Source organism: Fundidesulfovibrio sp. YSD1, from assembly GCF_055397115.1.
Genome location: NZ_AP043666.1, coordinates 3031348 through 3044551 on the forward strand (window position 1 = coordinate 3031348; position 13204 = coordinate 3044551).

A 13204-nucleotide genomic window follows, 5' to 3' on the forward strand; every position below is an offset into this window, starting at 1 on the left:
AGGAGAAACGACGTGAAGAAATACAAGATCGCGGTGATTCCCGGCGACGGCATCGGCAAGGAACTGGCCCCCGAGGGCGTGCGCGTGCTGGACGCGGCCGCCGCCGCTTGCGGCAACTTCGCCCTGGAGTACGAGTACTTCCCCTGGGGCTGCGAATACTACCTGGAGCACGGCAGGATGATGGCCGACGACGGCCTGGAGACCCTCAAGGGCTTCGACGCCATCTACTTCGGGGCCGTGGGCTATCCCGAACTGGTGCCGGACGACATCTCCCTGCACGGGCTTCTGATCAAAATCCGCCTGGGCTTCGACCAGTACATCTGCCTGCGCCCCAACAAGCTCCTGCCCGGCGTGCCGAGCCCCCTCAAGGACAAGAAGCCCGGCGACATCGACATCATCACCGTGCGCGAGAACACCGAGGGCGAATACGCCGGGGCGGGCGGGCGCATGCACCCGGGCCAGCCCATGGAACTGGCCGTGGAGACCTCGGTCTTCACCCGCACGGGAGTCGAGCGCGTGATCCGCTACGCCTTCGAACTGGCCCGCTCGCGCCCGCGCAAGCTCCTGACCCACGCCACCAAGTCCAACGCCCAGAAGCACACCCTGACCTTCTGGGACCAGATCTTCGACGAGGTGGCCCGCGAATACCCCGACGTGAAGACCGAGCGCATGCTCGTGGACGCCCTGTCCGCCCGCTTCGTGCTCAAGCCCGAGAGCCTGGACGTGGTGGTGGCCTCCAACCTCTTCGGCGACATCCTCACCGACATCGGCGGGGCCATCACCGGAAGCCTGGGCCTCTCGGCCAGCGGCAACATCGACCCGGAGCGGCGCTACCCCTCCATGTTCGAGCCCGTGCACGGCTCGGCCCCGGACATCTACGGCAAGGGCATCGCCAACCCCATCGCCATGGCCTGGAGCGGGGCCATGATGCTGGACTTTCTGGGCGAGAAGCGCGCAGGGGAGCTCATCGAGGGAGCGATCACGGCCGTGACCTCCGAGGCCAAGGCCCTCACCCCGGACCTGGGCGGCAAGGCCAGCACCACGCAGGTGACGGACGCCCTGATCGAAAAGGTGAACAAGCTGGCCAAGGGCTAAGGCCGCGTCCTAGAAAAAACCGGATTTGTTTTTTCAAGGACAAGGGTAGTTGTTTCAGCTTGTTATCCACAAAATAGATGAGCATTTGTTTTGTGGACGCCACACCAGAAAAGGCTCGCCGTCCGGCCAGGCGGGCCGGGCCGGGGGAACGGACGTGGGGCCGCGCGGCGTGAACGGTTTTCCGGCACGCTTCGCGGCCTTTTTTTCTTTTGCTGTTTACAACCCGTCCGGAACTAGTTTATCGGCCCAGGCTGAATTTATAATCCTGAGAGGAGCTTGCCGGAACAAAGATGAATGCGTCAATCATGGTTTCTGATCGTGGAGATTACCTGAAGTTTTCCGTGTCTGGGGATTGGACGGAGGACAGTGCTTGCATTTTGATAGATGCGATAAAGCACGAGTGCGAGAAAAGAAAAGCCAGGAAGCTGTTGCTTGATTTGAAGGAGTACATCCTGTGCGAGTCGGAGATGACGCGGTATTTCTCGGGCGTCCGCCTGGCCGAGGCTTTCCTGTCGCCATACAGGATCGCCGCCTTCACCAGGGCCGGGGCGATCAACCGCTTCGCCGAGACGGTCGCGAGGAACCGTGGCGTGGACATCATGGTCTTCCCGGACGAACCGCAGGCGCTGGCCTGGCTCCTGACCGAGTGACCCGCCCGCCTTGGGGCCGCTGCCGCCGGGCGTGCGCCGTCTCCGCGCTTGCGCGAACCGGGCGCATCAAAAAGCAGCCGGTTTCGGTGCGCGGCACCGAAACCGGCTGACTGGTTCACCGCCGTCCGACGCCGGGCGGCAGGGCTACTTCTTCTTCACCGAATACACGGTGTTGTGCGTGTAGCGCGTGACGACCTCGTCCCCGGCCTTGATCCGGTCGAAGTTCTTGACGGTGTCCGGCACGCGGATGGTCAACGTCTTGCCGTCGGCGCACTTGAGCACCACCACGCGCGCGCCGTGGTCCACGGCCAGGATGAGCCCCGTGGTCTCGATGGAGGCCACCACGGTCTTCATGGGCAGACCGTCGCGCGATTCGTATTCCACGTCCTCCACGTAGTTGAGCGAAGGCTCGTCCGTGGCCTTGCGCACGTAGATGGCGTAGGCCTCGACGCTCTCCACGTCCACGGTGTCGCCGGGCTTCACGTTCTCCAGGTCCTTCACCTCGTCGCGGACCCTGAAGGTGAAGACGTTGCCGGACTGGTCCTTGAGGGTGGCGAAGCGGGTCTTGTAGTCCAGGGCGACCACCGTGGCGCTCCAGCTGTTGGTGGTCGCGGACCATTTTCCGGGCTTGCCGTCCGTCTTGGCGCAGCCGAAGGCCAGGATGGCGGTGAGGACAAGGACAGGCAAGGCATGTCGCATCGAAATCTCCTCGTTATTGAATGATGTCGCTCGGCGTTGTGTTTGTTTTACGCATTACGGACAGCTGATCTCCCTGTACACGGTCTTTCCGCCCTCGTACACTTCCTTGTAGCACTTGTTCTCGACTATGTAGACGGTTTCCTTGGACGAGTTGGATATGGCGATGGCCGTGGCGGGCAGCACCGTGAGCATGGCGCCCAGGGCCATCCCGGCGGCCACGCCCGAGGCGGGGTAGCCCCCGTAGTAGCCGCCGTAGTAGCCGGGGGCCACCGGCACCGGCACCGGGACGGGCACGGGGGTGGGCAGCGGAGGTGGCGGTGGCGGCGGGGCGACCCTGCCGCGCGGACCGGCCACCACGTTTCCGTTGGGGCCGCGAACGGCGCTGTTGTAGGGGCCTCTCACCGCTGCTCCTCCTTCGGGTCCCCGGGCGGCGGCGTTGCCGCGCGGTCCGCGCACGGCCTCGCCTCCGCGCGGTCCGCGCACGGCGGCTCCCCCGCGGGGGCCGGTCATGGCGGCCCCGCCCCTTGGCCCGGCGGCGAAGTTGCCGCGAGGCGAACTGGCCACGCCTCCCCTTGGCCCGGCGGAGACCCTTCCTCCGCCTCCTCCGCCCCGGCCGCCCCTGGCCTCGGCGGACAGGGCGAAGACCAGCCAGTCGCCGGAGAGCATGAGCCCAAGTGCGAGCAGCGCCGAAACCATCAGCGGGAAAAGCGGGCGGCTTTCCCGCGCGGTGCGTGGTGCGGTCGCGCTCATGGCTGCGCCCGCTTGGTTTCCGGGGCGCGGCCGGTGATCACGCCGTCGTCCCGGGTGAAGTCCGAGGGCGGAGTGAAGGCGAACGCGCCCTCGGCCGGCGGTCCGGTCTTCCAGCCGGAGAGGACCGCGCTGAACTGCGGCATGCCGTACTGCTTCTTCTCGGTGATCACGACCTTGCGGGGCAGCGCGGAAGGCGAGTCCTCCACCCACAGCTGCCAGTCCACGTCCTTGCCCTGGAAGAACAGGTGGTCGCACATGGCTCCGCCCACGCGGGCCTTGCCCACGTAGAAACCGGCCTTCAGGTCCATCTGCGCGCAGGGTTTGTTGGAGAGCAGGTCCCCCAGCGCGGACTCGATGCGGTAGCGCGTGGCCAGCACGTCCATGAGCGCATCGGTGTCCATGGCGGCCTCGATCCGTCCGTAGATCTTGCGGTCGGGCAGGGCCAGGGTGAACTCCTTGCCGTCGAACACGCTGCGCACCTGGATGTCGTCGCCCACGGTGTTCACGGCGAAGGAGTCCGGGCGTTTGACGCTCACGTCCATGCTGCGCCCGACCTGGATCTTCGATCCGTCCTCGTGGACGCGGTCCAGGGTGACGTCGGCCATGAACGAATAGGCCTTCAGGTCCGTCAGGGCCTTGCAGGTCTTGTCCAGTATGAGCTGGGCCTTTTCCTCGACGGCCGGCTCGGACTCGGGGGCGGCTTTCTTTTTCTCTTTCGCGACGGCGGCCGGTCCTGAAAAGAGAATGATCGCCGTGATGACAAGAATGAATACAGACGCTTTTCTTGGATGAAACATTCATGCCTCCTGGCTGTTGCTGCGTTCCGGGCAGCATTGGAACTCCACATGGGTGCGATGTCGACGATACGATGTCGAATCCATCAGGCCGATTGCGCCACGACATCATCCGCCGTTGCGGCCGGAAAACGTCCCTCCGGATGCATTCGGAGCGCGGCAAAATGCTCTCGAGGCAACGCGAAAAGTCTGCTTCTTTCTATCGCACGGGTTGTCGACAAAACACAAGGGAGGAGTGGTGTCGCCACGGCGGATGCGCCGCCGTCCGCGAGCTGGCGCTACTTCCGCCCGGACAGGGGCCAGGGCAGGGTGCCCGGGGGGAGGTTGAGCGCTTTAAGGACGGGAGGGCCCGGCTCCAGGCGGATGACGTTCAGGCAGGCGTGGTCCTGGCCCAGGGAGAAGACCTTGGAAAGGCTGACGCCCAGAAGCGCGCAGACGAGCGCGCGGTTGAAGCCCGCGTGGGCCACGGCCAGCACGCGCCCGGCCCCTTGGCGCAAGGCGCTTTCACGGATGAACGCAAGCGTTTCGAGCGCCCTGGCGGCCACGTCCGCGAAGCTCTCCCCGCCGTGGGGCCGGTAGTTCGCCAGGTCCGCGCCGCGCGCCTCGTGGGCTCCGGGGAAGCGCTCCCGGACCTCCTCGACCTGGAGGCCCTCCCACTGCCCGAGGGTGAGTTCGCGCAGGCCGGGCAGCTCCGTGACCTCGATCCTGCTGGCTTCGAGGGCCAGCCTCGCGGTCTCGCGGGCGCGAGAAAGGTCCGAGCACCAGGCCGCGTCCAGGTCAAGCCCGGCCAGGACCGTGCTCCAGGAGCGGGCCTGTTCGCGCCCGGCCTCGCTCAGCCCGATGTCGCGGCTGCCCACGAAGCGCCAGGGGGCTTCGTTGACCGTGGCCCCGTGGCGCATGAGCAGGAGCGTGAGGCCGTCCTTGCTCACGGCGCGCCTCCTCCTGTCTTCTCTCCGGGGATGTAGAGCCCGGCCTGCTCCAGCATCTCGCGCACGTTTTTTCCGGCTTCGGCCTCCAGGCGCGAAAGCAGGGCCAGGGCCCGGTCGCGCCTGCCGGTGATGGCCGCGCGGGCGCGCGGGTCGTGCCCGAAGCGGTCGAGCTTTTCCTGGAAGCGCCGGGCGACGTTCACGGGCCTGTCGCAGGAGACCAGCTTGTCCGCCAGGTAGACCACCTCGCGCTCCGTGATGGGCGAGGACGCGGGCAGGCTCAAGTCCCGGTGCGCCTCAACGATGCGCGCCGCGTCCGGAAACCCGGCCGCGTCCAGGATGCGCCCGCCCAGGGCCTCGTGGTCCTTGCGGGTCTTGGCCACGTCGTGCACCAGCGCGGCCGCCTCCACCAGCACCAGGTCCATGGGCCAGCCCCTGGCCTCGCCCAGGGCCTTGGCCAGGGACAGGGCCACCCGGGCCACGGCGCGGGCGTGGGCCATGCCGCGCTCGTTCACTCCGTTTATTTCAAGAAGCGCCAGGGCCTCCTCCACGCTGGGGCGGTGGCGCACGCGCACGCGGCGCAGGGCCTCGCGGTAGTCCTCCTGGGTGTCCAGGTCGAAGAGGATGTTGGCGTCGGCCACGGGCACGTCCTGCGCGCCCAGGCGGGCCTCCAGGGTGTCCAGCGCACCGCGCAGGCCCTGTTCGCCGCTCCAGGCCTTGATGAAGGGCAGGCAGGCGGCGGCGATGAGCGGCGGGTGGCCGCGCTCGCCCCGGAAGCTCGGGTAGAGGACGGGCGCGTCGCCCAGGCACTCGCCCAGGGCGCGCAGGGTTCGCGGCCGGACCAGGGGGATGTCCACGGGCAGCACGAACACGGCGTCGATGCCGCCTGGCAGGGCTTCGATGCCGGTGAGGATCGAGCTGAACATGCCCCGCTCGTACTCGCGGTTGACCACGCAGCCGATCAAGAGCCTGGCGGCCTCGGCGTGCACCTCCAGGGCGTTGTGCCCGGCCACGGCGACGATGTCCTCCACGCCCGCCAGGCGGAGCGCCCGGGTGACGCAGCCCAGCACCGTGGAGCCCGACAGGGGCATGAGCGGCTTGAAGCCGCCCTCCATGCGCGAGGAGAGCCCGGCGGCGGGCACGAGCGCCGCGATGCGGCCTTGCCCGGCCCGGCTCACGAGCCCTGCCTGGCGGATCTGGCCTCGATGAGCTCGGCCGCGATGCTCACCGCTATCTCCTCGGGCGTCTGCGCGCCGATGGAAAGTCCGATGGGGCAGCGCACCCGGGCGAAGTCCGCGTCGGAAAAACCCTGGCCGCGCAGGCGCTCGTACAGGGCGTCGCGCTTGCGGCGGCTGCCGATCATGCCGATGTAGCCCGCCTGGCTGCGAAGCGCCTGGGCCAGCACCACGGCGTCGTGCACGTGCCCGCGCGTGACGATGACCACCGACGCGCCCGGGCCCAGGTCCAGGCCCTCCAGGCAGGTCTCCATGGCCCGGGTGGAGATGGCGGCCTGGGGGAAGCGCTGGGCGTTGGCGAACTCGGGGCGGTCGTCCATGACGGTCACGGCGAACCCGGCCATGGCCGCGATGGCCGCCGTGGGCCGCGAGACGTGCCCGGCCCCGGCGATGTAGAGGGGCGACGGGCCGGTCCAGGGTTCCAGGAACCAGCGCGCGCCCTCGATCTCCACGAGCACCGGGGCCTGGATGGACCGCCCGGCCTCGCGCAGGGCCCGGGCCGCGGACTCGGGGAATTCCCCGCCGGTTTCCCCGCCGGGCTGGGCCAGAAGGGCGCGTTCGCCGCCCGTGAGCCCGGCGGCCAGCAGGCAGCGCTGGCCCTCGCGCAGAAGCTCTTCCAGTTCGGCGAAAACCCGGGCTTCCTCGCCCGGGCTCACGCGCTCCACGAAGACCCGGAGCCTGCCCCCGCAGATCATGTCCGCCCCGGCGGCCAGCTCGCCCGTGAGGTCGAAGTCCACCAGGCGGGAGGGGCCGCCGCCGAGCGCCTCCCGGCAGGCCTCCAGCACCCGGGCCTCCACGAGGCCTCCGCCCACGGTCCCGGCCATGCGCCCGGCCGGGTCCAGGAGCATCTTGGCCCCGGCGGAGCGCGGGGTGGAGCCCTCGTGGGTGACGATGGTGGCCACGGCCACGGGCGCGCCCGCGCCGGTCCATTCGAGAAGCGTGGCAAGGATGTCCGTCATGGGGTGTTCGCCGTTCCTTTTTCGGGCCGGATCACCTGGAAGCCGTCCCGGGTTCGTTCGATGCGCCCGGCCACGGGGCCGAGGCGGGCAAGCATGCTTCCGCACGGGCAGGGGCCGGGCAACATGCGCGCCACGTCGCCGGTGCGGTAGCGCAACAGGGGCATGCCGCGCCGCGAGAGCGTGCTGACCACCACCTCGCCCTCGCGGCCGTGGGCCAGGGACTGGCCCGTGAGCGGGTCCACGATCTCCACCATGAGGTCGGCCTCGCGCAGATGGTAGCCCGCGTGGGCCGAGCACTCGACGCCGCCGCCGAAGCCCGTCTCCGTGAGGCCGTAGTGGTCGAAAACCTCCATGCCCGCAAGCCCGGCGTCACGCCGAAGCTCGCTTGGGACGGGCTCGCCGGAGAGGAGCGCCGTGCGCGCCAGGCCCTCGACGGCCCTGCGCGCCGGGGCGTTCTCCAGCAGCTCGCGGAGCCCGGAGGCGGTCATGGCCAGGCAGGACGCGCCGTGGCTTTTGGCCAGGGAAGCGGCCTGCACGGGCTCCCACGGCCAGGGCGAGAGCACGCCCGAAGCGCCGATGCCGGGCAGGCTCCTGGCCAAGAGGTCGGAGGCCCCGTCCGGCCTGCGCCCGGGCAGGAGGATGAGCACGGTGTCGCCCGGGCGCGTGAAGGTGGACATGCCCACGCGGAAGAAACCCATGGTGTCCTCGAGTTCCTGCGCCGTGAAATAGAGCCTCTTGGGCCGCCCCGAGGTGCCGGACGTGCTCAGGGTGACCACGCGCTCCACGTCGCCCAGGCTCACGCAGAGCATCTTCTCGCCGTGGTCGCGCAGGTGCCGGGCCGTGGTCATGGGGATGGCCGTGACGCTCGGGCGGCCCTTGGCGTCGCGGGCCGTGAAGTCGCGCAGCCGTTCGGCGTGGAAGGCGCTCTTGGCCGCTGCCCGGCGCGCCGTGGCGAAGAGCTTATCGACCTGCCAGCGCCTGAGCGCGGCCGGGTCCGGCCCGGCTATGCCGGTCAGCCGTTCGATCCAGGCGTCCAGGGGGCTCCTCACGGGGCGTCCTCCCCGTGGCGGCCACGGTGCAGCGGTTCGCCCGAGGCCGAGGTGAGGTTGTAGGCGCAAAAGGGAACGAGCGACCCGTCCGGCGCGCCCACGTGGATGCAGCAGCCGCGGAGGCGCTCCAAATCCACGCTCCAGGCGTCCTGGAAGGCCATGCAGGAGATGCTGAAGCGGTTGTGCGCGCCTGCCTCGGCCAGGAAGCGGTCGAAATCGTCGGCCAGGGGAGGGGCTTGGCGCGAGGCCTCGCCGGGCGCGGCCCACTGCCTGGCCGTGAAGGCCCGGGAGGCCTTGGCCCCGTCCAGGGCCGAGGGCACGGGCGCTTTCGCGGGCGGCTCGCAGCAGCCCCCGGAGCCGGGCGCGGGCGCGAGCCCCTCCCCCCGGCGTAAAAACACGCCCGAGAAGGAGCACAATTCGTGCTCGCACCCGGGCGGGTGGAAATGCTCCGCCGCGAGCACGCCGCCGGACTGGGTGACGAGGGCCGTGAGCACCTCGGGCAGGGTGGGGCCGCGCATGGCCGCGCCCGGGTGGCGGCCGAACGCGGCCATGGGCTGGAAATGCACCCCGCGCACGGCCGGGCCGAAGGCGAGGGCCTGGCGCACGATGTCCCAGCACTGGCCGTGGTTGACGCCCAAAACGAGCGTGGGCACCAGCACCACGCCGAGCCCCGCGTCCGCGCAGGCCTTGACCGCCCGGGCCTTCACGTCCGCGAGCGCCCGGCCGCGCAGGGCCAGGCAGGCCGCGTCCGAGCCGTCGAACTGTAAAAATACCGAGGAGAGCCCGGCCCGGGCCAGCTCCTGCGCGTAGCCGTTCTCGCGCGCAAGCCTCAAGCCGTTGGTGTTCAGTTGCACGAAGCCGAAACCGGCGGCGCGGGCGGCGCGCACGACGTCCGCGAGGTCGCCCCGAGTGGTGGGCTCGCCGCCCGAGAGCTGGAGGTTGCACGCCCCGGCCCTGGCCCGGATGGCCGCGAACCTTCGCGCGAGGTTCTCAAGGCTCGGCCCGGCCGGACCGTGCGCGCCCGACGAGGCGAAGCAGACAGGGCAGCACAGGTCGCAGCGGCCCGTGACCTCCACCAGGGCCGTGCAGGTGTGCTGGGAGTGCTCCGGGCACAGCCCGCAGCCGCTGGGGCAGTCCGTGCCCTTGGGCGCGTCCGGGGTCGGGGGCGAGGGCTTCTTGGGCCGCTTCCAAGAGGCCATGGAGGGCTCGCCGCGCCAGATGGGCGCGCTTGCCTCGCCGTGCTCCGGGCAGGAGCGCGCGAGGCGCACCACGCCGCCCGAGAGGACACGCTCGGCGTCCAGCACGCGCAAACACACCGGGCACAGGCTGCGGGTGGTCCCCAGGACTTCCTCGGGCACGCGGCTACTCCCTGGATTCGGACGGGTCCACGCCGAGCCCGGTCAGGATGGTCAGGATCTGGCCCCAGGCCTCGCCGATGAGCTCGCCGCAGCGGCTCATGTCGGGTTTCTCCTGGTAGCACTCGCCCAGGATGTCCGCGCAGGTTGTGCCGCCGTATTGGGCGGTGCGCGCCGTGAACCAGTCCACGAATTCGGATATTGCAAGGTCGGCCTTGTCCGAGGGGGATTCGTCGTCCGCTCCCTTGCCCAGGTAATGGGAGAGCACGCAGGCCCCGCCCGTGAGCACGCCGCAGGTCAGGCCGCACTGGCCCATGCCGTGGCAGAGCCCGCCGAGCGCGCGCACGAGCCCCGGGTTCGAGGAGCCCTGGGCCGAAAGCGAGAGCAGCGCCAGGATCTGGCTGCAGCAGTACCCCTTGGCGGCCAGGGGCAGGATGTCCAGGAGGTATTGGCTCATTCGGGGGCTTCCTTTTGGGCGATGCACAGGTAGTAGCCGGGCCTGCCTCCGGACGCGCCGCACACGCCCAGCGACTGCCGGGGGATGCCCGCGAACACGAGCTTGCCCGCCAGCTCCGCCAGCAGGCGGCTGTGGTCCACGAAGACGCGCGGGCGAAAGCCCGCCCTCGAGATGCGCGACTCGATCACGGCGCGTGCCTCGGCCCCGGACGCGCAGCCCGGGGCGTGGGCGCAGGCGTGGTCCACGGGGTCGCGCAGATAGAGATCGGAGAGCACGAGGAAGCCGCCGGGGGCCAGGATGCCCCGCATCTGGTCCAGGGCCGCGTCCGGGTCGGCGGTGAGGGTGAGCACGCATTCGCAGAACACGGCCGCGAAAACGCCGTCGCGAAGGGGCAGGCTCCCGGCCTCGCCGCAGACGAGCCGCGCTCCCGGGGCCAAGGCCCGGGCCTCGGCCAGGAGAACGCGCGACGGGTCCACGCCCACGGCGCGAAACCCCCGGGAGCAAAGAAGCGCCAGCGACGCCCCGCGCCCGCAGCCCACGTCCGCCACGGGAGCGCCCTCGGGCAGGCGGCAGTGGTCCAGGGCGGCCTCGGTCAGGGCCGTGCCTCCGGGCCTCAGGGCCGGGCCGGCCGCGCGCAGGAAGTCCTCGCGCTCGAACAGTCGAGTTCCGGGCACGCTATTTGTCCTCCAGGAGCATTTCCACCTCGGCCATCTTGCCCGTTGCCAGGCTCTCGGGCACCAGGGCCAGGCCGCAGCGCGGGCAGGCCAGCAGGGTGATGGTGAACCCGCTGCCCAGGTAGGAGGCCTCGACCGGCCGCGCCACCAGGGGCTCGCCGCACAGGCAGGACCATTGCCCGGACTCGGGCAGGTAGACCAGCGGATTGCTGCCCGGGTCTCCGGCCGAGGCGCGCTGGATTTCCATGCGGTGGCTCCAGGCCCGGTGCACCGTGGCCGCGCCGCCGTCCCGGGAGTATTCCACCCAGTAGGTCACCTTGCGCGGGCGGTTGACGGCCAGCACGCGCCCGGTCTCCAGGTCCTTGAAACCTTCGTTCGAGCCGAGGCTCGCGCGCAGCACGGCCCGCGCGTCCTCGACCAGGATGCGCCGGTCTTCGAGCATCCCGGCCACGCCCGGAACGAAAACCAGGTCCATGGGGGCCTGGCCCGCCTCTTCGGGGGCCTCGTCCCAGACGTCCCGGAGGAGCGCCCTTTTCAGCCTGGCCCGGCGCTCGTGGCGCTCGGAAAAGCCCGGCCCCTTGAGCGCGGGGTCGGGAGCTGGGCCTTCAAACACGAAATCGAGCACGTGCCAGGCCCGCTTGCCCTCGGCCGCCAGCCTGTCGCGGCACATGGCGCAGGACGCGGCGTAATCGAGCGGGCTTTCGGCCGCCTTGCGCCGGGCGAGCTCGCGGGCGAGCCCCGGGTCCACGCTGGACATCAGCCCGCCGTAGCCGCAGCACTCGGTCTCGGACCCGCCCCGGGGAAGCTCCTCGAAGGCGAGGCCGAGCTCGCCCAGCACCGCGCGCACACGGCCGCGCACCTCGGGCTCGCGGCGAAGCGAGCAGGGGTCGTGCACGGCCACCGGGGCTCGCGGGCGCGCGCCCCGGGCCTCGGGCAGGCCGGTCTCGGCCAGGGCCTCCCAGAGCGAGACCGCGCGAAGCTCGGGCAGGCGCTGCCGGAACGTGGCCAGGCAGGAGGCGCAGGCCGCCACCACCCGGGGCGAGCCCAGGGCCTTCCAGGACTCCACGATCCGCCCGGCGGCCTCCTCGAAGAGGTCCTCGCGCCCGGCCCACTCGGCAGGGACGCCGCAGCAGGAGAGCATGAGCCCGACCCCGCCGGACAGGCGCTCGCGCAGGAAGGCGTAGGCGCTCACAGCGTGGTGCGGATACGACGAGGCCAGCTGGCAGCCCGGGAAGAAGAGGTGCGCGCTGGACGCGAACCCGGGCTGGTTGCGGGCCAGGAAGAAGTCCGGGCCGCAGTTGAAGGCCATGTCCTCCAGGGCGAACTCGTGGGCCGAGGGGGGCATCTTGCCGCGCGCCACCATGTCGCGGCGCGCCTCCATGCACAGCGCGCCCATGTCGAAGTTCTCGGGGCAGACATGCGCGCACAGCCCGCACCGGCTGCACGAGTTGATCATCCTGTTGGCCTGGTGGACGCCCTGGACTATGGCCGCGTTGTTGTAGATCTGGCGGGCGTACTTCTTGGGGTAGCCCTTGTAGCGCTCGAGGTAGGCGCAGGCCTTCACGCACTCCAGGCACTGGCAGTCCAGGCAGCGCGCGGCTTCGCGGGCCGCCTCGGCCGCGTCCGCGTAGCCCTGCGGCCCCGAGGGCTCCACCCTGGGCAGGCTCTCCACGCCTTGAAGGGAGGTGAAAAGCCTGGTCTCGCAGGGGCCTTCCCTGTCGCGCTCGGCCGTGAGCGAGGCCCCGGCCATCAACCGGTCCATGGAGGAGGCCGCGCGCCTGCCGTCGGCGGCCTCGGCCATGGCGGAGAATCGCCCGCCTTCGCCTGGCCAGCCGCCGCAGAACACGGGCGATCCCGTGGCCTGAAGGGTCACGGGATCGGCCTGGGCGCGCCCGGGCGGGCAGAAGGGAGTGCCCCATTCCGCGAACACGGCATCGAAGCCGGCCAGAACCTCTTCAAGTATTCCGGATGGATAGCCTCCGTCGTCGCGCAGGGTCACGCCCATGGCGGCCAGGCGCTCGATTTCGCGGGTGAGGGCCTGCGGGGGCAGGATTGATTCGGGAAGGGTGGAGAGCCTGCCGCCGGGCTTGGCCCCGGGGCAGAAGAGCGTGACGCCGTGGCCCTTGCGCGTGAGGTCCCACGCGCAGGCGAGCGCGGCGAGCCCCGCGCCGAACACGGCGGCTTTTTTGCCTTTCGAGGGCAGCACCAAGGGCTTGGGGCCGGGCCTGCCCAGGCGGATCGCGGCGCGTTCGAGCTCGCCCACGGCCAGGGGGGAGCCCGCCTCGGCCCTCTTGCAGCGGGCCTCGCACGGGTGGTCGCAAATGAGGCCCAGGACGCCCGGCAGGGGCATGGTCTTTTCCAGAACCTTGCGCGCACCGTCCGGGTCGCCCGAGGCCATGCGGGCCATGAAGGCCCGGACGTCCACGTGCAGCGGGCACGCCGCCTGGCACCAGGGCTGCTCCTCCTGGATGCACCGCCTCTCCCAGTCGCGCAGCTGGCTCTGTTCCATGCGTCTTCCATGAAGTGGGGAGCGGGGCGTCAACGGACCCCGCTCCCCGGTT

Annotated in this window: 13 protein-coding genes; 2 read left to right on the forward strand and 11 right to left on the reverse strand. The window is 70.5% G+C overall.

Going from position 1 to position 13204, the window contains the following annotated elements; all coding sequences use genetic code 11:
* Window positions 1-12 precede the first annotated feature (12 nt).
* Both ACZ5V4_RS14120 and ACZ5V4_RS14125 read left to right on the forward strand, forming a co-directional pair.
* Window positions 13-1095: a tartrate dehydrogenase gene (locus ACZ5V4_RS14120; protein WP_464315502.1), complete on the forward strand. Its 1083-nt coding sequence runs from the start codon at window positions 13-15 to the stop codon at window positions 1093-1095.
* A 428-nt stretch (window positions 1096-1523) separates the two neighbouring features.
* The gene (locus tag ACZ5V4_RS14125; protein WP_464315503.1) at window positions 1524-1745 is read left to right on the forward strand and encodes a hypothetical protein; all 222 of its coding nucleotides are present in this window, start codon (window positions 1524-1526) and stop codon (window positions 1743-1745) included.
* 144 nt (window positions 1746-1889) lie between these two features.
* On the opposite strand, the gene ACZ5V4_RS14130 is transcribed toward ACZ5V4_RS14125, so the two are convergent.
* From ACZ5V4_RS14130 to ACZ5V4_RS14180, 11 genes are all read right to left on the reverse strand, one after another.
* The gene (locus tag ACZ5V4_RS14130) at window positions 1890-2444 is read right to left on the reverse strand and encodes a hypothetical protein (protein WP_464315504.1); all 555 of its coding nucleotides are present in this window, start codon (window positions 2442-2444) and stop codon (window positions 1890-1892) included.
* A gap of 54 nt (window positions 2445-2498) precedes the next feature.
* Entirely contained in the window at window positions 2499-3194 is a 696-nt protein-coding gene (locus tag ACZ5V4_RS14135) for a hypothetical protein (protein ID WP_464315505.1), read from the reverse strand.
* Window positions 3191-3991 carry a DUF2092 domain-containing protein gene (locus tag ACZ5V4_RS14140; RefSeq protein WP_464315506.1) on the reverse strand — a complete coding sequence of 267 codons (801 nt, stop codon included), beginning with the start codon at window positions 3989-3991 and terminating at the stop codon, window positions 3191-3193. Before ACZ5V4_RS14140 ends, ACZ5V4_RS14135 begins: the two co-directional genes overlap by 4 nt.
* 275 nt (window positions 3992-4266) lie before the next feature.
* Window positions 4267-4917, reverse strand: coding sequence for a histidine phosphatase family protein (locus ACZ5V4_RS14145; protein WP_464315507.1), 651 nt, complete (start codon window positions 4915-4917; stop codon window positions 4267-4269).
* Window positions 4914-6092, reverse strand: a complete 1179-nt coding sequence (locus tag ACZ5V4_RS14150; RefSeq protein WP_464315508.1) for a DVU_1551 family NTP transferase — start codon at window positions 6090-6092, stop codon at window positions 4914-4916. The genes ACZ5V4_RS14145 and ACZ5V4_RS14150 overlap by 4 nt, the downstream gene beginning before the upstream one ends.
* Window positions 6089-7108, reverse strand: a complete 1020-nt coding sequence (locus ACZ5V4_RS14155) for an XdhC family aldehyde oxidoreductase maturation factor (protein WP_464315509.1) — start codon at window positions 7106-7108, stop codon at window positions 6089-6091. The genes ACZ5V4_RS14150 and ACZ5V4_RS14155 overlap by 4 nt, the downstream gene beginning before the upstream one ends.
* Window positions 7105-8157, reverse strand: coding sequence for a DVU_1553 family AMP-dependent CoA ligase (locus tag ACZ5V4_RS14160; protein WP_464315510.1), 1053 nt, complete (start codon window positions 8155-8157; stop codon window positions 7105-7107). The genes ACZ5V4_RS14155 and ACZ5V4_RS14160 overlap by 4 nt, the downstream gene beginning before the upstream one ends.
* The gene (gene trsS / locus ACZ5V4_RS14165; RefSeq protein WP_464315511.1) at window positions 8154-9515 is read right to left on the reverse strand and encodes a radical SAM (seleno)protein TrsS; all 1362 of its coding nucleotides are present in this window, start codon (window positions 9513-9515) and stop codon (window positions 8154-8156) included. The genes ACZ5V4_RS14160 and trsS overlap by 4 nt, the downstream gene beginning before the upstream one ends.
* A gap of 4 nt (window positions 9516-9519) precedes the next feature.
* Window positions 9520-9969: a DVU_1555 family C-GCAxxG-C-C protein gene (locus ACZ5V4_RS14170; protein WP_464315512.1), complete on the reverse strand. Its 450-nt coding sequence runs from the start codon at window positions 9967-9969 to the stop codon at window positions 9520-9522.
* A complete protein-coding gene (gene trsM, locus ACZ5V4_RS14175; RefSeq protein WP_464315513.1) occupies window positions 9966-10643 on the reverse strand; it encodes a DVU_1556 family methyltransferase in 678 nt (225 codons plus the stop codon). The genes ACZ5V4_RS14170 and trsM overlap by 4 nt, the downstream gene beginning before the upstream one ends.
* A 1-nt stretch (window position 10644) precedes the next feature.
* Entirely contained in the window at window positions 10645-13152 is a 2508-nt protein-coding gene (locus tag ACZ5V4_RS14180) for a pyridine nucleotide-disulfide oxidoreductase/dicluster-binding protein (protein WP_464315514.1), read from the reverse strand.
* Window positions 13153-13204 lie beyond the last annotated feature (52 nt).